Below are 19,656 nucleotides of genomic sequence, written 5' to 3' on the forward strand. Positions count from 1 at the left end.
GATTTGCCCATAGTAGGGCAAAGATTATTTTTTTCTGCTTAATGCAATATTTTTGATGTATTGATCAGCTAAATAAAGTCCATTTCCGTGTTCTCCGATTAACTTAATCTTGTCAACTATACCGCGGAAAAGTGCTTCTTCTTCGTGTTGTTCGCTTACATACCACTGTAAGAAATTAAAAGTAGAATAGTCTTTATGTGTTAGCATGTGTTCAACTAAAGTATTGATTGATTTTGTGATAAATTGCTCATGTTCATAGGTTTTTTCAAAAACATCAAGTAAAGATTTGAAATTTTGTTCAGGCTGTTTTACTTCTTGAAGCTCTACATGAGAATCTGTTTCATTAAGATAAGTGATAAGCTTTTTAGCATGATCGCTTTCTTCGCTTGCATGTGCAAACAAGAAGGCTCCAGCTCCATCAAGACTGTTTTCATAGCACCAAGAACTCATACTAAGATATAAGTTTGCTGCATACATTTCTTTGTTTATTTGTTCATTGAGTAATTTTACAACTTCTTTAGAAAGCATTCTTATCTCCTTATTAAAATTTAAAATGTTTTATAATGATATATTATTTTTTTAAAAACAAGCTAAATTTTTTGATAGTTAAAAATTATATTTAAGAAAAATACAAAATAAAAAATGTTTCCAAAATGTTTCCAAGTTTTTTTAAACTTCCATTGCTTTTTTAAAGTTAAGGAGAAAAAATGAAAAAAATTCTATCTTTAAGTGTGGCAAGTCTTGCACTTTGTGGTGCTTTAAATGCAGCAGATTTAAAAATCGCAGGTTCATCGACTGTGTATCCTTTTACTTCTTTTGTAGCTGAAGAATATGCTTCGATCAAAAATACAAAAACTCCTATAGTAGAGAGCTTGGGAACAGGGGGTGGATTTAAGGTATTTTGTGAAGGAACTACTGATATTTCCAATGCTTCAAGACCTATGAAATTAAGTGAATTTGAAACTTGCAAAAAAGCAGGGGTAACTGATATAGTAGGGATGATGATAGGTTATGATGGTATAGTTTTAGCTCAAAATAAAACCAATGCTCCATTAAATATCACAAAAAAAGAACTTTTCTTAGCATTAGCAAAAGAAATTCCACAAAATGGAAAACTTATACCAAATCCTTATACAAACTGGAATCAAATCAATAAAAATTTACCAAATCGTAAAATTAGTGTTTATGGTCCACCATCAAGTTCAGGAACAAGAGATACTATAGAAGAGCTTGTAATGAGTGATGTGTCTAAAAAAATTCCTGAGTATAAAAGCGAGTATAAAACCATACGCCAAGATGGTGCTTATATTCCAAGTGGTGAAAATGATAATCTAATCGTTTCCAAACTTACTATTGATAAGGATGCTTTTGGAATTTTTGGTTATAGCTTTTTAGTGAGCAATTCAGACAAAATCAATGCTGCTAATATCGATGGTGTTACGCCAAGCGAAGAAAGCATCGCAGATGAAAAATACGAACTTGCAAGAAGTTTGTTTATTTATATCAATGCTAAGAAAAATCCAAAAGAAGCCTTTGATTTTGCAAAAATTTATATGAGTGATGATTTGGCAAAAAGTGGTGGAGAGCTTGAAAAAATAGGACTTGTTCCTTTGAGTGATGATAAATTAAAAGCTTCTCAAAAACACGTAGAAGATAGAAAAATTTTAAATGATGAGCTTGTAAAAGCTGGAAAAGTTTTTTAAGGAAAAACTTTGTTAAAAGAAAAAATAATCAAATTTGCACTTTTTTTATGTGCTTTTGTAAGCGTGATAGTAAGTTTTGCTATCATGCTTACAATTTTAATTGAAGCTTTAAAATTCTTTCAAAAAGAAAGCATTGTTACCTTTTTATTCTCAAGTCAGTGGGCAGCTGATGCAGCTTTTATGAATGCAGATGGCACGAGTAAACAAGGTGTTTTTGGGGCGCTATCGCTTTTTTGGGGAACTTTTTATATTTCATTGATTGCTATGCTAACGGCTTTACCTTTAGGGGTTATGTGTGCTATATATTTAGGTGTTTTTGCTGGCAAAAAATCTAAAAATTACTTAAAACCTATTTTAGAAATCATTGCAGGGATTCCTACTGTTGTTTTTGGATTTTTTGCGGCTATAGTTGTAGCGCCTTTTATAGTGTGGTTTTTTTCTTTATTTGGCATACAAGCAAGCTTTCAAAGTGCTTTAGGCGCAGGTTTTATCATGGGGATCATGATAGTACCTATAGTGGCTTCTTTATCTCAAGATTGCATTGAAGCAGTAAGCGAGAAAAGGATTAATGGCGCTTATGCTTTAGGTATGACAAAAAAAGAAGTGGTTTTTGCCGTGATTTTACCTGAGGCTATTCCTGGTATAGTTGCAGCTTGTCTTTTAGGACTTTCAAGAGCCTTAGGCGAAACTATGATAGTGGTGATGGCAGCTTCTTTGCGTCCAAATTTAACTTTAAATTTTTTAGAAGATATGACAACGGTAACGGTAAAAATCGTAGAAGCTTTAAGTGGAGATCAAGCTTTTGATAGTTCTTTGGCTTTAAGTGCTTTTTCTTTAGGTTTGGTGCTTTTTGTCATCACTTTAATCATCAATATGTTTAGCGTTTATCTTATCAATTGCTTTCACAAAAGGAAAAATTTATGAAAAAACTTTTTAAAAAAAGACAAAAAGCTTCAAAGTCTTTTAAAAGACTTTGTAAAATGGGGCTTTATATTAATTTAATTTTTCTTTGTATCTTTTTAGGAAGTGTGGCTTATCTTGGATTTCCTGCTTTTAAGCAAACCTATATTTTTGCAGAGGCTAATAGAAATTCTCCTGCTTATGATCTTTTATCTCGTGCTGAGCAAAGAAAGATAAGAACAGGGCAAATCACTGAAAAATCTTGGCTTTTGGCAAATTCAGAAGTAGATCAATATATGAAGCAAAAATATAATCGCCTTAGTGAAAAACAAAGAACTTTAGTCGATGATCTTATGCAAAAAGGCGAGATAGAGCTTAAATTTAATAGCAATTTCTTTTTAAATGGGGACTCAAAATCTCCTGAAAATTCAGGAATTTTATCTTCAGTTGTAGGGACTTTGCTTGTTATGCTTGTTTGTATGGTTGTGAGTGTTCCTATAGGCGTTGCAGCGGCAATTTACTTAGAAGAATTTGCGCCACAAAATATCCTTACACATTTTATAGAAGTGTGTATTAACAACCTTGCAAGTATTCCAAGTATCTTGTTTGGACTTTTAGGACTTGGAGTGTTTATCAATCTTTTTGGAATGCCTCGCTCAAGTGCTTTAGTGGGTGGGCTTACTTTGGCGATCATGAGTTTACCTATTATCATTGTTTCAACTAAGGCAGCTTTAAAAAGTGTGGACATTAACATGAAAAATGCCGCTTATGCCTTAGGTATGACTAAGGTTCAAATGGTAAAAGGCATTATGCTACCTTTAGCTATGCCTATGATTTTAACAGGTTCTATTTTGACTTTAGCAGGGGCTATAGGCGAGACAGCACCTTTGATGATTATCGGTATGATAGCATTTATCCCTGATGTAGCTAGTTCGATTTTTGATTCAACTAGCGTTTTGCCTGCTCAAATTTACTCATGGTCGGCTATGCCAGAGCGTGCATTTTTAGAAAGAACCGCAGCGGGTATTATTGTGCTTTTAGGACTTTTAGTCGTATTAAATCTTAGTGCAATATTATTAAGAAAATATTTTCAAGGAAAATTAAAGTGATAGCAAAAACAACAAATTTAAATTTATTTTATGGAAAAAAACAAGCTTTATTTGATATCAATATGCAAATAGAACAAAACAAAATTACTGCACTCATCGGTGCTTCAGGATGTGGTAAATCCACTTTTTTGCGCTGTTTTAATAGAATGAATGATAAAATTGCAAAAATCGATGGTTTAGTGGAAATTGAAGGAAAAGATGTTAAAAATCAAGATGTAGTAGCCTTGCGTAAAAATGTAGGCATGGTTTTTCAACAACCTAATGTTTTTGTAAAAAGCATTTATGAAAACATCTCTTATGCACCAAAACTTCATGGTATGATTAAAAACAAAGATGAAGAAGAAGCTTTGGTGGTGGATTGCTTGCAAAAAGTGGGGCTTTTTGAAGAGGTTAAAGATAAATTAAAGCAAAATGCCCTAGCTCTTTCAGGCGGACAACAACAACGCCTTTGTATCGCAAGAGCTTTAGCGATCAAACCTAAACTTTTGCTTTTAGATGAGCCAACTTCTGCACTTGATCCTATAAGTTCAGGTGTGATTGAAGAGCTTTTGAAAGAATTAAGCCATAATCTTTCTATGATCATGGTTACGCATAATATGCAACAAGGCAAACGCGTAGCTGATTATACAGCATTTTTTCACCTAGGTGAGCTTATAGAATTTGGAGAAAGCAAGGAATTTTTTGAAAATCCAAAACAAGAAAAAACCAAGGCTTACTTAAGCGGTGCTTTTGGGTGAGATTTATTTTTTGGAAATTTGATGATATAATTAATTAAAAATTTCCAAAAAAAGGTTTAATATGATTATAAACCAAATTTATTCTATAGATTCTTGTGATGATGTAGAATTAAATATCAAAAGGGGAAGTAAATTAGAATTTAGATTGACTTATGATGATAGTAAAGAAATAGAAGCTATTGTTTGTATTATTCCAGGTGGTGCTGAAGATATGAATAGTTATATTTATATTGATGATTATTTGACTAGAAATTATAAAGTTGCTGTTATTAATATTAACTATCATTGTATAGGAAATAGACCTCATTTGGGTTCTAGTTTTTATTTGGATGATATAGATAAATTCATTTTAGATACTAGTTTAAAGGCTATAAATTTAAAATGTATAAATGTTTATGGTATAAATTCTTATGAAAATCTAAATAATGCTTTTATAAGAATAGATCAAGAAATTCAAAAATTAAAATTAAATCAACAATTACATCAAAACTATAAGTTAAAAACACATGTAAGTTTTTTACCATTTAAAAATGAATATCAAAATTTTGGTATAATGCAAGCTATGGATATTTTAAATGCTATTTTTTATATAAAAGAAAATTCTCCATTTAAACTAATGAGGGGGGGGGTATTAGAACGATTTTGTTTGGAAATTCATATGGCGGATATTTAGCAAATTTATGTGCAAAAATAGCTCCTTGGAGTATTGATTTTATATTAGATAATTCTTCTTTTGTTAATTTGTTTGGAAATATTTTTAGACTTATAGGTTTTGGAAAAGAAATCGATTTTACTAGATATCATGGAACATATGATGATACTTTATTTAAAAATATATTTTTATATTTAAGTGATAAAACTTATTGGAATAATAATAAATTTTCAAAAAATTATTTTTCAAATGCTAGAAAAATCATAAGAGAACCATTAAACAAAGAACATCTAATAATACAAAGCTTATACCCAAATCCAAAATATATTTTATATCATAGTATTTTTGATGAAAGATCTCCTTTTAAAAATAAGGAAAATTTTGTACATATTTTAAAAGAATTAAATTTTAAAGTAGAATTTTTTGCTATTTCACAAGTTGATAATAAGTTTATTAAAAATTTAAATCATGGAATGGGATTGAGCACAAAATTATTTTTTAAAAAACATTTATTGCAAATATTAAAAGAACCTTTGCAAGATAAAATTTGCAAGAAGGAAGTCTCATATAAATGTGATGAGCTAGTGTATACTTTCAAAGAAGAAAATCATCAAATTATTTTAAATATAACAAATTGAGTATATTAAATGTTTATATTTAAAAAAGTAATTTTTAAGTAGAATTGTTTTTTAAAAAAATATTTAAAAAAAGAGATAAGATAACATCATGGCAAAAAAACAACTCTCTTTAACAAGACTCAGTTTTCCTATATTTTGGGATTTGCTTTCTAAGTATTTAACCGTGATTATCAATACCGCTATGGTGTCGCATTATTCTAGTTTTCTTGTTGGTGCTATGGGCGCTGGAAATCAAATTTTAGATCTTTTTATCACTATTTTTTCATTTTTAAGTGTGGGTTGTAGCGTGGTGATCGCACAAGCAATTGGTGCAAAAGATCATGTTTTAGCAAGAAAAGTGATTCATCAAAGTTTGTTCTTAAATGCACTTTTAGGCTTTGTATGCGGTGTGCTTATTTTATGGCATGGGGAGTATTTGCTTTATCTTTTAAAAATTCCACAAGAATTGCTCAAAGATAGCGAAATTTACTTACATATGCTTGCAATTTGTTTGTTTTTTGATGCCATAGGTATTGTTTTAGCGGCTATTGTAAGGGTTTATAATATGGCTTATTGGGTCATGTTTATAGGTTTTTTGATGGATATAGTGGTGATTTGTGGAAATTATTATGTTTTGCATCATACAAAATCAGAACTTTTTGGAGTAGGGCTTAGCAATATTTTTGCCCGTATTGTTGCTATAGTTGCTTTGTTTGCGATACTTTTTTATAAACTTAAAATTCATCTTAAAATCAAAGAAATGATAAAACTTGAAAAAGAAGTTTTAAAAAAGGTTTTAAATATAGGAGGATTTTCAGCAGGGGAAAATCTTTTGTGGATAGTCCAATATACTATAGCTTTTGCTTTTGTAGCAAGCTTAGGTGAGGCGAGTTTGAGTGTGCAAACGATTTATTTTCAAATTTCAATGCTTATCATGCTTATAGGACAAGCTATAAGCATAGCTAATGAAATCATAGTAGGTAAATTAGTCGGTGCTAGGTATGAAAATATCGCTTACAAACATGCTTGGCGTGCTTTATATTTTAGTGTAATAGCGAGTGCTTTAGTGGCGTTTTTAAACTATCTTTGTCAAGATTTTACTATGCAAATTTTAGGGCTTAAAGAAGAGCTAAAAAATTTAATGATACCTTTATTTGCTCTTTCAATCTTTCTTGAAATTTCACGAACTTTTAATATAGTTATGGTTAATTCCTTGCGCGCAAGTGGCGATGCTAAGTTTCCATTTTTTAGCGGACTTGTTTTTATGATGGGGGTATCTTTGCCTGTGGGTTATGTGCTTTGTTTTCATTTTAATCTTGGAATTTTAGGGGTTTGGATAGGATTTTGTGCAGATGAATTTTTGCGTGGAATGGTAAATTCATACAGATGGAAAAGTAAAAAATGGCAAGGCAAAGCTCTAGTTTAAAATCATTTATTTATAAAGATGAGTGCTATTTTTATTCTAAAAAATGCATAAAAACTTTAAGATTAAGGCTAAATGAAAAGGGTGAATTTGTTCTTAGTATTCCTTATTTTTGCACCTTTAAAAGTGTTTATGAGTTTTTAGATAAATCAAGTTCTTGGATAAATGAGGCAAAAACAAGATTTGAAAAAAAAGTTTTAAAAGATGATGAGTTAATCTTTTTAGCTAAAAAATATCAAATTATTTTTGATGAAAATGCCAAAAAAATTTATTTTGATAAAGATAAAATAATTTGTCAAAATAAAGCAAAATTGGATTTATTTTTAAGACAAAATGCTAAAAAGATTTTTACTTTTTATCTTAAAAAATGGAGTAAAAAAACAGGCTTATTTTACACGCATTTAAGCATTAAAAATATGAAAACACGTTGGGGTTCTTGCAATCACAATAAAGCTTATATTAATTTAAATTTAAAACTCATTCAAAAGAGTTTAAGAGCTATTGAATATGTGATTTTGCATGAAATTAGCCATTTAAAATTTCCCAATCATAGCAAAGAATTTTATACTTTTATAGAGCATTTTATGAGTGATTTTAGGCAAAGAGAGAAAGAATTTTTAAGTTAAAAATGTTATATTTATAGTTTATTTTTCAAAAAAGGCATAATATGACTTTGGATTTTGATTTTATTTATAATGCAGATAATGATATTTTTGAATATTTATTGCGTTTTTATGCGAAAAATTACAATTATATCCTTAGTAAAGAAGAAAATACTTATCATTTTTCTATCGATGCAGATGAAGAAAATTTAAAGACTTTTTGCGATTCTTTGAATTTCATGAGTCATAGCGTTTTTTTGAAAAAATTTGATGTAAAAGCGGGGCAGGGTTTTAACCCTTGTATACCAGAAGATAAAGAATTTTCAAGATTTTCTTATATTACTCATTTAAATTCTAATGCTTATCAAGAAAAAAAACTTTTAAACAAAAACGAATGGGGCGTGTTTTGTGAGTGTGAATTTTCAAGTAATTTATCAGAATTTGAAAAAATCAATGAAGAAAATTTCAATACTTTTTTAAATCTTGCCTTTGATTTGTTAAGTCAAGAAAAAAAGATTTATTTGAAAGATAAAAATGGTATTTATGAATTTTCTTTGTTTAAGAACGAATTTATAGGAGATTTTTTACTTCCTTGTGATATTAAGGCTATAAATTCAGTTTTTGTTTGTTCAAATGAAAATTTAAAACTTCTTGCAAGTTTAGAAAAACCTTTGATGAAGCTAAGGCTTAATGCTATGTTTAGAAAAAATCACAATCTTGATTTTAGTGATTTTAAAATTAGACTTGCTAGGGATTTATTTTGTTTTGCTTTAGGTTTAAAACTTTTTGAAAATGAATATAAATTTTTGAGCGTAAAAAAGATAGAAGAGTATCAAAAAGATTTTTATATCAGTGCTTTAGATGAGCAAGTGGTGGTTTTGGAAGGCTTTGAATTTATCAATGCTAAGGCAAGAGAGCTTATTTTTTCTAAAGAAGATAAAAATATGGCAAGAATTTCTTATCTTGTAAGCCGTTATAAAGAAAAAGCTTTTATTTTAGAGCTAAGTAAGGACTATGAAGATATTTTGCTTATCAATAAAGAGCTTAATTTACTTAAACTTTGCTTACCAAAACACAGCAAAGAACTTTATAAAGAGATTAAAAAAGATGAAATTGGTGCAAGGCTTTTAGAAAATTTTAACAAGGAATTTCCTCTTTTAGATGAAAATTTTGAGCTTCAAAACAATTTTTATTCCTTGCTTGGCTTAGTAGGCAGAGTGCTAAATTTGGGTAGAAATTTACAAGAGAGTGCTAGTGAGCTTTTAAAAATCGCTGATGAGTCAAAAATGCCTCGTGGAGTAAAGATTGATTATCGTTTGAAAGAAGATAAAAGTTTTGATCATACAAGAACCTTAAGATCTGCTATGAGTTTTATGCTAGCAGGAGTGGATAGTGCTAATATCGCTTATGGAGCGGTTGAGAGTTTGGCTTATTTCTTGCGTGATACTTATGATGAATTAAGAGAGAAAAAGCAAAGTGATTTAGCACTTATAAGTGGATCTTTGTTTGAACATAAATCTTTACTTAAAAATACTTTAAAACATCTTAAAAATTGTCAGTTAAGCGATGCGCCACTTAGGGTATAAGATCAAAATTTCAGGTCTAGTTCAAGGGGTGGGTTTTCGCCCCTTAGTTTATGAACTAGCTTTGAAATCAAAGCTTTTTGGAGAAGTAAGAAATGATGGTTTTGGGATAGAAATCATCCTTGCTTGCACTCAAAAAGAATGTGAAAATTTCATAGAAAATTTAAAAAATCATCTTCCACCTTTAGCAAGAATAGATAAGCTTATAATCACGCAAATTTCTATTTCAAACTATGAGAATTTTAGCATTACTCCTTCTTTAGAGAATACAAAAAGCACGCCTATGTTAAGCGATTTTGCGCTTTGTAAGGAGTGTAAAAAAGAATTTTTTGATGAAAAAAATCCACGCTTTTTATATCCCTTTATCACTTGCACACATTGTGGGCCACGCTTTAGTATTATAAAAAGTCTTCCTTATGATAGAGCCCATACTTCCATGCAAGAATTATTGATGTGTGAGTTTTGTAAAAGCGAATACGAAGATCCTAAAAATAGGCGTTTTCATGCCCAGCCCATCAGTTGTCCTAAGTGTAAAATCAATGTTTTTCTTAAAAATCCAAAGGGTGAAATTTTAGCCAAAGATCAAGAAGCTTTTATGCAAAGTGCGAAGTTTTTAAAGGAAGGTAAAATTTTAGCCATAAAAGGCATAGGTGGTTTTCATCTCATGTGTGATGCGTTTAATGAAGAAGCTTTAAAAACTCTAAGACTTAGAAAAAATCGCCCTAAAAAACCTTTTGCTTTGATGTGTAAAGATTTACAAAGTGCTAAAGAACTTGCCTTTATAGATGAAAAAGAAGAAGCTTTGCTTGGTGGGGTTTTAGCTCCTATTGTGATTTTAAAAGCAAAAAAAGCCTTTTCTTTAATCGCTCCTGATGTTGATAAAATCGGTATTATGTTAGCTTATACACCTTTACATCTTTTGCTTTTTGAGTATTTTAAAGGAAGCCTTGTAGCAACGAGTGCAAATTTAAGCGGAGAAAGTATTATTAAAGATGAGTTTAATTTGTGTAAAAAACTTGATAAAGTTTTTGATTTTTATTTGGATTATGATAGGGAAATTATCAATGCAAGTGATGACAGCATAGCTCAAGTGGTAAATGGCAAAACTATGTTTTTGCGTACTTCAAGGGGTTTAAATCCTTTTTATTTGGAAAGAAATTTTAATAAAAAAGGCACTTTTTTAGCTTTGGGTGCGGAACTTAAAAATGAATTTGTGATTTTTTATGAAAATAAACTTTTAATTTCTCCTTATATAGGGGATTTGAAAAGTCTTGATGTGCATGAGAGATTTTTTAAACTTTTAGAATTTTTTAAACAAAATTATGATTTGAAATTTGATGCGATTTTGTGCGATAAACACCCGCATTTTAGCTATGCAAAAGAATTTGAAGAAAGGATTAAAATTTCTCATCATTATGCGCATTTTTGTGCGGCTTATTTTGAATACGAAGAAAATTTTGCAAAAGATGAAAAGGCTTTAGCTTTTATTTGTGATGGAACAGGTTATGGCGAAGATGGTAAAATTTGGGGTGGAGAAGTTTTTGTAGGAAATTTAAAAGAATATGAAAGAATTGCACATTTTGAAAATTTCACTCTTATAAATAGTGATATTAAAAATATACAAAATTTAGCCTTAAGTCTTATTTTTCATTATGATTTAGAAGATAAGGCTAAGGATTTTTTAGCAAAAATTCCAAAAATTAAACTTAAAAATCTTAAAAAAATTTATTCTCATTCTAACTTACAAACAAGTTCTTTAGGACGCATTATCGATGCTTTTGGAAGTATTGTTTTTAACTTAGAAAAAAGTTCTTATGAAGCTCAAGTTGGCTTAATGTGTGAAGCTTTTTATGATAAAAATCTTGATTTTTCTTATAAGCTTTTTGTAGAAAAAGGGCAGGTTAATTTTAAAAATTTAATCCTAGGGGCTTTGCAAGATGAAAAAACTAAGGCGATTACAGGTATGTTTAATGCCTTGGCAAATTTTATCATAGATTTTAGCAAAGATTATGATTTAAAAGTGCTTTTAAGCGGAGGGGTTTTTCAAAACAAAACCTTGCTTGAAATTTTAAAAGCTAAAAATTTTGATTTTTTTATACCTTTAAAGTACCCTTGTAATGATAGCTCCATAGCCTTAGGACAAATGGTGCATTTTTTAAATTTAGAAAAATAAAGCAAATATTCTAAAAACTCATAATTTTTTAATGCTTTTAAGGTTAAAATGAAACAAAAAATATATAAGGAAAGAAAATGTGTAAAGATTGCGGCTGCTCTATAAATTCAAGCCATACGCATGGTCATCATCACGACCACCATCATGAAAATCCAAGTTTAAAAGAAAGCAAAACCATAGAAGTGATTTCTAAAATTTTAAGCAAAAATGATGAAGAAGCTAAGCACAATAGAGCGCATTTTAATGAAGCTAACACGCTTTGTATTAATTTAATGAGTTCTCCAGGTAGTGGAAAAACCACGCTTTTAGAAAGCACGATTAAGGCTTTGAAAAATGAACTTAAAATTGCTGTGATTGAAGGGGATTTAGAAACCAATAATGACGCTCTAAGGGTAAAAAATGCCGGAGCTTTGGCGTATCAAATCACTACAGGACAAAGCTGTCATTTGGACGCTTTTATGGTGCATGAGGCTTTGCATCATTTAGCCATTGATGATGTGGATTTGCTTTTTATAGAAAATGTTGGAAATTTGGTTTGTCCTGCAAGTTATGATTTAGGAGAGCATTTAAATGTGGTTTTGCTTTCTGTTACCGAAGGAAGCGATAAACCGCAAAAATATCCTGTGATGTTTAAAAAGGCTGATATAGTTTTAATCACAAAGGCAGATTTAGCTCATCATTTTGATTTTGATGTTAAAGAGGCGACTAGGTTGATTAAAGAATTAAATCCTAGAGCAGATATTATCACCCTTGATGCAAAAAATGGCACCAATATGGAGCTTTGGTATAAGGTGCTTAAACTTAAAAAGGAGCTTTTTTAATGTGTTTGTCTATACCTTCTGAAATTTTAGAAATCGATGAGTTAAACAATGCTTTAGTACAAACTTTAGGCGTGAAAAGAAAAGTTAATTTGGATTTGATTGATGAACCTTTAAAACAAGGCGATTATGTATTAATCCATGTAGGCGTTGCTATGGAAAAAATCGACAAAGAAGCTGCACTAGAAAGCATTAAAACCTATCAAGAAATAGTAGAAAAAATGAATAGTGGAGAGATAAAAAGTGATGAAGGAGATTTGGGTTTAAATGAATTTCATCGATGAATTTAGAGATAAAGAAAGCATTTTAGCTTTAAAAAAACTCATAGAACAAGAACTTAAAAATCCTATTAATATCATGGAAATTTGCGGTGGGCATACGCATAGTATCATGAAATATGCTTTGCCTTCTATTTTGCCAAAGGAAATTAACTTTATCCATGGGCCAGGATGTCCTGTTTGTGTTATGCCAAGAGTTCGCATTGATACAGCTATCAAGTTAGCCTCCATGAAAGATACGATTTTTTGTACTTTAGGGGATCTTTTAAGGGTGCCTGGAAGTGAAATTTCTTTACTGGATTTAAGAGCTAAAGGGGCTGATGTTAGAGCGCTTTATTCTCCGCTTGAGGTTTTGGAAATTGCTAAGCAAAATTTAAACAAAAATATCATCTTTTTTGCTATAGGTTTTGAAACTACTACGCCTATGAGTGCTTTACTTCTTCAAAAGGTTATAGAAGAAAAAATAAATAATGTCTTTTTTCATATCAATCATATCACAGTTCCAGCACCTGTAGAAGCGATCATGAATGATGAAAATGTAAAAATCAATGCTTTTTTAGGTCCTTCTCATGTGAGTGTGATAACAGGTTATGGTATTTATGAGCCTTTAGCAGCAAAATTTAAAACCCCTATAGCGGTGAGTGGTTTTGAGCCAGTTGATATTTTAGAAAGTGTGTTAAATATCATAAAACAAAGCAATGAAGGCACTTTTAAAGTGTATAATCAATACAAAAGAGCCGTAAGCAAAGAAGGCAATGTTAAAGCACAAAATTTAGTAAAAAAATACTTTAGGGTGTGTGATTTTGAATTTCGTGGCTTAGGACTTATTAAAGATGGAGGCTTGGAGTTAAAAGAAGAATTTAGCGCTTACGATGCGAGTAAAAAATTTGATTGTGCGGTGCAAAGTAAAAATGAAAGCAAAGCCTGTATTTGTGGGCAAATTTTAAGAGGTTTGGCCAAGCCTTATGATTGTAAAGTTTTTGGCAAGGCTTGTACGCCAAGAAGTCCTATAGGAAGTTGTATGGTTTCTGGCGAGGGTGCTTGTGCGGCGTATTATAAATACTCAAAGGTGAATGCATGAAAAATATTTCCTTAGCCCACGGAGGTGGCGGAGAAGAGATGAATGAGCTTTTAACTAAGCTTTTTAAGATCTTTGATAATGAAATTTTAAACGCAAATAATGATGCGGCGATTTTGGGAAATTTGGCTTTAAGCACGGATTCTTTTGTTTTAAGTCCGATTTTTTTAGATGAAGAGGTTAATATAGGTAAACTTTGTGTTTGTGGTTCTATTAATGATGTTTTGATGGTGGGTGCTAAGCCAAAATATCTAAGCTTAGGGCTTATCTTAGAAGAAGGTTTTGAGCTAGAAAAATTAGAACGTATTTTAAAAAGCATTAAAGAAGAATGTGAAAAATGTGGAGTTATGTTAGTTTGTGGCGATACTAAAGTTGTTCCTAAGGGTAAAGCAGATGAAATTTATATCAACACTACAGCCTTAGGTGAAATTATTTCTAAAAAAGAAAGTAAAAATATCAAAGCAGGGCTTAGCATACTTCTTTCAGGTGATATAGGAAGGCATGGAGCTAGTGTTTTAATCAAAAGAAATGAGTTAGAAGCTAATGTTAAAAGTGATTGTAAGGCTTTAGATAAAGAGGTTTTAGAGCTTTTAGAAAAAGATATAAAGGTTGTAGCAATGAGAGATGCTACTCGTGGGGGACTTAGTGCGGTTTTAAATGAGTGGGCAAAGCAAAGTGGAAATGATCTTTTGATCTTTGAAGAAAAAATCATCGTTCAAGATGAGGTTTTAGGACTTTGCGAGCTTTTTGGTTATGAAGCCTATGAGCTTGCAAATGAAGGCACTTTTATACTTTGTGTGGAAAAAGAAGATGGGTTAAAAGCCTTGGAAATTCTAAAAAAATACAATGTAAATGCGAGTATTATAGGAGAAGTTTTAGAAGAGAAAAAAGCACGCGTGATCTTACAAAACGCTTATGGAGCAAAACGCTTTTTAGAAAGCCCTAAAGGCGAACTTTTACCAAGAATTTGCTAATGCACGAATTAAGTATAGTAGAATCTTTAATCGAACTTTGTGAAGAAAATGCCTTAAACAATAAGGCTTACAATGTGCAAGAAATTTATGTAAAAATCGGGCGTTTAAGCGGTATAGAAGTGGATCTTTTTAAGCGTTGTTTTGAAACTTTTAAAGAAAACTCAAATATTTGTAAAAATGCTAAACTTTTTATAGAACTTGCCCCACTTGAAATTTTATGCTTAAAATGCGATCAAGCAAGCATTTTAGAAGAAAATGTTTTTAAGTGTCCTAAATGTCAAAGTATAGAATACAAAATCACACAAGGTGAGGACTTGCACCTTATGCGACTTGTGATGGAGTGAGATAATAAATTTAGAAACATTGTTTTTTGTTTGATTTTATATAATTTCTAGTATTATAATAAAATAAAATTTTTAATTTTACAAGGATTAAAATATGCTAAAAGATAAATTATTGCAAGATTTAGAAGAACATTTTGAAACTTTAGGACAAGTTAGAAATTTAGCACAAAATTATGATGAAAGATTGTTTAATTATCTTTTAGAAGAAAGTAAATATAAAGAAGAATTTAAAAATAGATTTTTTATTTTTAATAAAAAAGTTTTGATTTTTAAAATAAATGAATTTTTAACATTTTTAGATCTTAAAAATTTAAGTGGTAGCTTTACAAGCTATGCTAACAAAATAGGACTTGCAAATAAAACAAAATCTCTTTTAAAAACAAATAACGAAGTAGTATTAAATTTTGCTTTTAAAGATGGCATTATAAAAGGCGGACAAAGTAAAGATGAGCAAAAAACACAAGAGATATTTTTCAATGAAATACTAGCTCATGATGAAATAGATGTGTTATTTGATAAAAAAGCTTTGCAGAATTTTGAACTAATAGGTGAAATAAAAAATTTACAAGAATATTTAAAAAATAATCCAAATTTGCTCATAAAAGGCAATAATTTACTAGTGTTACATTCTTTAAAAAAGCTTTATGCAAATAAAATAAAATTAATCTACATTGATCCACCTTATAATACGGGTAATGATAGTTTTGGTTATAATGACAAATTTAAACACTCTACTTGGCTTACTTTTATGAAAAATCGCCTTGAAATTGCTAGGGAATTTTTAAGAGATGATGGTGTGATTTTTGTGCAATGTGATGATAATGAACAAGCATATTTAAAAGTACTTATGGATGAGATTTTTGGAAGAGATAATTTTGTAAATAGTATAGCTGTTAAATTAAAAAATATTGCAGGAGCAAGTGGAGGAGGAGAAGATAAAAGATTTAAGAAAAATATAGAGTATATTTTAATTTATGGTAAAAGTTATGAAAAATTAGAACAATTTAAATCTGTATATGATTCTAGAGAATTGTATTCTCATATAAGTTTTTGTAAAGAAAATAATATTAGTTGGAAATATACTTCGGCTCTACTCAATGGCGGTGAAAAAAAGTTAATAGCTACAACACTTGATGGTGATGGCAATGAAATTAAAATTTTTGAAAGAATTAATTATGATATAAAATCCATAGGACAAATGATAAAAGATTTTAAAATGAATGAGAAAGAAATTTTTTATCATTATGTAAATAAAATTTTTAGAACCACGATACCACAAAGTTCAATTAGAGTGAGAGTTCTTGAAAAATTAAAAGAATTAAATTTAAGTCCTTATCTTATATCTATAGAATATACCCCAAAAAGTGGAAGAAATAAAGGTGTTGTATACGAGCAATTTTATAATGGAGAAAAATTAAATTTATTCGCATGGCTAAAAGATGTTGTAGAAATTAAAGATAAGCAAATTTTTAAAAAAGAATTAGCTGGAACTTTATGGGATTTTGCTTTCGCAATGACAAATTTAACAAAAGAAGGGGATACTCAATTTAGCAATGCAAAAAAACCCGAAGCTTTACTTCAAAGAATTATAGAAATTTCTACAAATGAAAACGACATAGTAATGGATTTTTTTGCGGGAAGTGGCACTACTCTAGCCGTTGCTCATAAAATGAAACGCAAATGGATAGGCATAGAACAAATGGATTATATAGAAACTATCACAAAAGAAAGACTCAAAAAAGTCATAGAAGGTGAGCAAGGTGGTATCAGCAAAGCAATAAATTGGCAAGGTGGTGGAAATTTTGTTTATGCTGAGCTTATGCCACTTAATGCAATTTATAAAGAAAAAATACAAAATTTAAATGATGAAAAAGAACTAGATAATATTTATCAAGAGTTAAAAACCAAAGCTTTTTTAGATTATAGAGTAGATATAAATGAAATTTTAAAAGATAAAGAATTTGAAAATTTAGACTTAGAAAGCAAAAAAGAAATTTTAAAACTTGTTTTAGACTCTAATATGGATTATCTTTTATATGGTGATATAAAAGATGAAGATTATGCCTTGTCTAAAGAAATAATAAAACTTAATAAAATATTTTATGGTGATGAAAATGTTTAATAAAAAACTACACGAGCTTTTACAAGAAGAATTTGGAAAAAGAGGTATAGAGCAAATAGAAATTCCTTTTTACGTAAAAGAGAATTTATCAAAAGAATTAAGAATTTATCAAGAAAAAGCTCTAAAGTATTATTATGCAAATTCTGATAGCATAAAACAAAGACATTTAATGTTTAATATGGCAACAGGAAGTGGAAAAACTCTTATAATGGCTGCATTAATACTAGATTGTTATAACAAAGGATATAGAAATTTTATATTTTTTGTAAATTCTACTTCGATTTTAGAAAAAACTAAAGCAAATTTTGCAAATAAATATTCTAGCAAATATCTTTTTAAAGAAAATATAAATATAGACTCTAAAAATATAGAAATTAATATTATAAATAATCTTTTTGAAAGCAAAAATGAATGCATTAATATATATTTTACAACTATACAAGCTTTATTTTCTCTTTTTAAAAATGAAAGAGAAAATTCTTTAAGCTTTGAAGATTTAAAAGATGAAAAGCTTGTATTTTTAGCTGATGAAGCTCATCATTTAAATAGTGATACTAAAAGCAAAAACGAAAACGAGCTTAAAGAAGGTTGGGAAGCTATTATAAAAAGAGCTTATGAAAGCAATAATGAAAATTTATTATTTGAATTTAGTGCTACTATTCCGCAAGAATTTAATGTTTTGGAGAAATATCAAGATAAAATTATTTATGAATACACCTTAAGAGAATTTTGCAAAGAGGGATATTCTAAACGTATATTTTTAGTTAAGTATGACAATGATAGTTTAGAACATAGATTTTTAGGAGCCGTGCTTTGTAGTCTTTATAGAGAGTTGTTGGCTCAAAAATATAATATCATATTAAAGCCTGTTGTTTTACTTAAGAGTGAATCTATAAAAGAATCTATGCAAAATCAAGAAAAATTTATAGATTTTATAGATAATTTAGAAAGCTTGCATATAGAAGATTTTTATAAAAATATAAACAAAGAAAGTGATCTTTTAAATAAAAGTTTAGAGTTTTTTAAAAAAGAATATCAAAATACTTATGCAAAAACTATTGTAAATTTTTTGAAAAATAATTTTAAAACGCTTTATATGTTAAACACAAATGATGATAAAGAGCTAGAAAAAAATCAAATTTTACTTAATAGCTTAGAAGAAAAAGATAATCAAATAAGAGTTATTTTTTGCGTTGATAAACTTAATGAAGGTTGGGATGTTTTAAATCTTTTTGATATAGTTAGGCTTGGAAATAAAAAGGCAAGTAAAACAATAACCACAAAGGAAGCACAACTTATAGGAAGAGGTGCTAGATATTATTCTTTCAAAAGCGATTTGTTTGATTTTGATGATGAGTTTAGATTTAAAAGAAAGTATGATAGTGATCTTGAAAATGAGTTAAATGCTTTAGAGAAATTAACTTATCATACTAGAAATGATGTTGAGTTTATCAAGCAACTCAATGAAAGCATGAATAAAGAAGGATTATTATTTGAGGAGGAAAAAACACGCATAGATTTAATAGTCAATGAAAAAATAAAAGAGATTATTAAAAATAACAAAATTTATTACGCTAATAATAAAAGAATCAAAAAGCGTGATTTGAAAAATTTTTACATTACAAGAATTGAGATGGAACAAAAAATAAAAGGTTTGCAAATTCCTTATTTTTCAAATTCTATAAAAGAAAGTGAGGAGAAATTTGAAGAAATCAAAGAAGAATATGATCTTCAAAAACCATCTGCTCTTAATCATATAGATAATATATATTTTTTAAAAGCTATGAATATATTAGGACTTGATTTTAACAAAATCAATGAAAATTTTACTTTTAAAAGCAAAAAAGATTTTATAGAAAATTGTTTAAAAAATACAGTTGTTTGTTTTTCAAAACGACAAGAATTTAATCAAATAAATAATCTTGAAATAGCCAAATATATTTTAGAAAATTTTAAATCGCTCAAGCAAAACATAAAACAAGAATACGAAGTAAGTGAGTTTATAACTCATGAATTTAATATAGGGAATAAGGTAGTATTTAAAAATAAAGAGAATTTTAAGGAAATGAATTTTGAGTGGCTTTATCACAAAACTTTTTGTTTTGATAGTAATTTAGAAAAAGAATTTTTAAATTTTATAGAAGTGAAAAAAGATGAAATCAATAAAGTGTTTTCTAAATGGTTTGTTATAAGAAATGAAGGCTTTGAAGAATTTAAAATTTACGATAATAGAAAAGATGAAGTAACTTATGCTATGGGATTTGAACCTGATTTTATTTTCTTTGGTAAGAAAAATAAAGATGATGATAATTTTTTAAGCATACAATGTTTTATAGAAACAAAAGGAGAGCATTTAGCAATAGCAAAAGATGCTTGGAAGGAAGAATTCTTAGAGACTTTAAAAGGAAAAATAATAACCACCAAGGATGATAAAAAATTAACTCTTCAATCTTTACCGTTTTTTATAAACAAGAACTTTAATATAAATGATAAATTCCTTAGTAGTTTTGATGAATTTGTAAGTTTTCAAGATGAAAGATAAG

Annotated in this window: 18 protein-coding genes; 17 read left to right on the plus strand and 1 reads right to left on the minus strand. The window is 29.0% G+C overall.

Translation table 11 applies throughout. The features are described 5' to 3' along the window. Positions 1-24 precede the first annotated feature (24 nt). Positions 25-528, minus strand: coding sequence for a non-heme ferritin (gene ctf / locus FBF06_RS03360; protein WP_002852256.1), 504 nt, complete (start codon positions 526-528; stop codon positions 25-27). A 179-nt stretch (positions 529-707) separates the two neighbouring features. Here ctf and FBF06_RS03365 point away from each other — a divergent pair, with 179 nt between their 5' ends. The 17 genes from FBF06_RS03365 to FBF06_RS03445 all read left to right on the plus strand — a co-directional run bounded on the left by FBF06_RS03365 (position 708) and on the right by FBF06_RS03445 (position 19,655). Further along, entirely contained in the window at positions 708-1,703 is a 996-nt protein-coding gene (locus tag FBF06_RS03365; RefSeq protein WP_002855007.1) for a substrate-binding domain-containing protein, read from the plus strand. A 9-nt stretch (positions 1,704-1,712) separates the two neighbouring features. Continuing rightward, complete coding sequence (pstC, locus tag FBF06_RS03370) at positions 1,713-2,627, plus strand: phosphate ABC transporter permease subunit PstC (protein ID WP_100626619.1); 915 nt, start codon at positions 1,713-1,715, stop codon at positions 2,625-2,627. After that, the gene (gene pstA, locus FBF06_RS03375; RefSeq protein ID WP_168977538.1) at positions 2,624-3,712 is read left to right on the plus strand and encodes a phosphate ABC transporter permease PstA; all 1,089 of its coding nucleotides are present in this window, start codon (positions 2,624-2,626) and stop codon (positions 3,710-3,712) included. The genes pstC and pstA overlap by 4 nt, the downstream gene beginning before the upstream one ends. After that, a complete protein-coding gene (gene pstB, locus FBF06_RS03380) occupies positions 3,709-4,449 on the plus strand; it encodes a phosphate ABC transporter ATP-binding protein PstB (protein ID WP_002776307.1) in 741 nt (246 codons plus the stop codon). The genes pstA and pstB overlap by 4 nt, the downstream gene beginning before the upstream one ends. Positions 4,450-4,510: 61 nt before the next feature. Continuing rightward, positions 4,511-5,122, plus strand: coding sequence for a DUF2920 family protein (locus tag FBF06_RS09980; protein ID WP_010891868.1), 612 nt, complete (start codon positions 4,511-4,513; stop codon positions 5,120-5,122). Further along, positions 5,092-5,739 (plus strand): DUF2920 family protein, encoded by a 648-nt coding sequence (locus FBF06_RS09985; protein ID WP_002858554.1) that lies wholly within the window; start codon positions 5,092-5,094, stop codon positions 5,737-5,739. The genes FBF06_RS09980 and FBF06_RS09985 overlap by 31 nt, the downstream gene beginning before the upstream one ends. 88 nt (positions 5,740-5,827) lie before the next feature. Continuing rightward, positions 5,828-7,144 carry an MATE family efflux transporter gene (locus FBF06_RS03395; RefSeq protein ID WP_168977539.1) on the plus strand — a complete coding sequence of 439 codons (1,317 nt, stop codon included), beginning with the start codon at positions 5,828-5,830 and terminating at the stop codon, positions 7,142-7,144. Continuing rightward, the gene (locus FBF06_RS03400) at positions 7,120-7,767 is read left to right on the plus strand and encodes a M48 family metallopeptidase (RefSeq protein WP_002902945.1); all 648 of its coding nucleotides are present in this window, start codon (positions 7,120-7,122) and stop codon (positions 7,765-7,767) included. Before FBF06_RS03395 ends, FBF06_RS03400 begins: the two co-directional genes overlap by 25 nt. Positions 7,768-7,808: 41 nt before the next feature. Next, positions 7,809-9,329 (plus strand): hypothetical protein, encoded by a 1,521-nt coding sequence (locus tag FBF06_RS03405; protein WP_052836720.1) that lies wholly within the window; start codon positions 7,809-7,811, stop codon positions 9,327-9,329. After that, a complete protein-coding gene (gene hypF, locus FBF06_RS03410) occupies positions 9,310-11,499 on the plus strand; it encodes a carbamoyltransferase HypF (protein ID WP_052796693.1) in 2,190 nt (729 codons plus the stop codon). Before FBF06_RS03405 ends, hypF begins: the two co-directional genes overlap by 20 nt. 77 nt (positions 11,500-11,576) lie before the next feature. Beyond that, on the plus strand, positions 11,577-12,320 hold the full coding sequence (gene hypB / locus FBF06_RS03415) for a hydrogenase nickel incorporation protein HypB (protein WP_002793335.1): 744 nt from the start codon (positions 11,577-11,579) through the stop codon (positions 12,318-12,320). Further along, on the plus strand, positions 12,320-12,601 hold the full coding sequence (locus tag FBF06_RS03420) for a HypC/HybG/HupF family hydrogenase formation chaperone (protein ID WP_002776342.1): 282 nt from the start codon (positions 12,320-12,322) through the stop codon (positions 12,599-12,601). Before hypB ends, FBF06_RS03420 begins: the two co-directional genes overlap by 1 nt. Continuing rightward, positions 12,585-13,676 (plus strand): hydrogenase formation protein HypD, encoded by a 1,092-nt coding sequence (gene hypD / locus FBF06_RS03425; RefSeq protein ID WP_002799859.1) that lies wholly within the window; start codon positions 12,585-12,587, stop codon positions 13,674-13,676. The genes FBF06_RS03420 and hypD overlap by 17 nt, the downstream gene beginning before the upstream one ends. Next, positions 13,673-14,647 carry a hydrogenase expression/formation protein HypE gene (gene hypE / locus FBF06_RS03430; protein ID WP_002820822.1) on the plus strand — a complete coding sequence of 325 codons (975 nt, stop codon included), beginning with the start codon at positions 13,673-13,675 and terminating at the stop codon, positions 14,645-14,647. The genes hypD and hypE overlap by 4 nt, the downstream gene beginning before the upstream one ends. After that, entirely contained in the window at positions 14,647-14,991 is a 345-nt protein-coding gene (gene hypA / locus FBF06_RS03435; RefSeq protein ID WP_057042590.1) for a hydrogenase maturation nickel metallochaperone HypA, read from the plus strand. Before hypE ends, hypA begins: the two co-directional genes overlap by 1 nt. A 94-nt stretch (positions 14,992-15,085) precedes the next feature. Further along, positions 15,086-17,113 carry a site-specific DNA-methyltransferase gene (locus FBF06_RS03440; protein ID WP_100620185.1) on the plus strand — a complete coding sequence of 676 codons (2,028 nt, stop codon included), beginning with the start codon at positions 15,086-15,088 and terminating at the stop codon, positions 17,111-17,113. Continuing rightward, on the plus strand, positions 17,106-19,655 hold the full coding sequence (locus tag FBF06_RS03445) for a DEAD/DEAH box helicase family protein (RefSeq protein WP_002867719.1): 2,550 nt from the start codon (positions 17,106-17,108) through the stop codon (positions 19,653-19,655). Before FBF06_RS03440 ends, FBF06_RS03445 begins: the two co-directional genes overlap by 8 nt. Position 19,656 lies beyond the last annotated feature (1 nt).

Origin of the sequence: Campylobacter sp. CFSAN093227 (genome assembly GCF_012897855.1) — a bacterium.
GTDB lineage: Bacteria > Campylobacterota > Campylobacteria > Campylobacterales > Campylobacteraceae > Campylobacter_D > Campylobacter_D jejuni.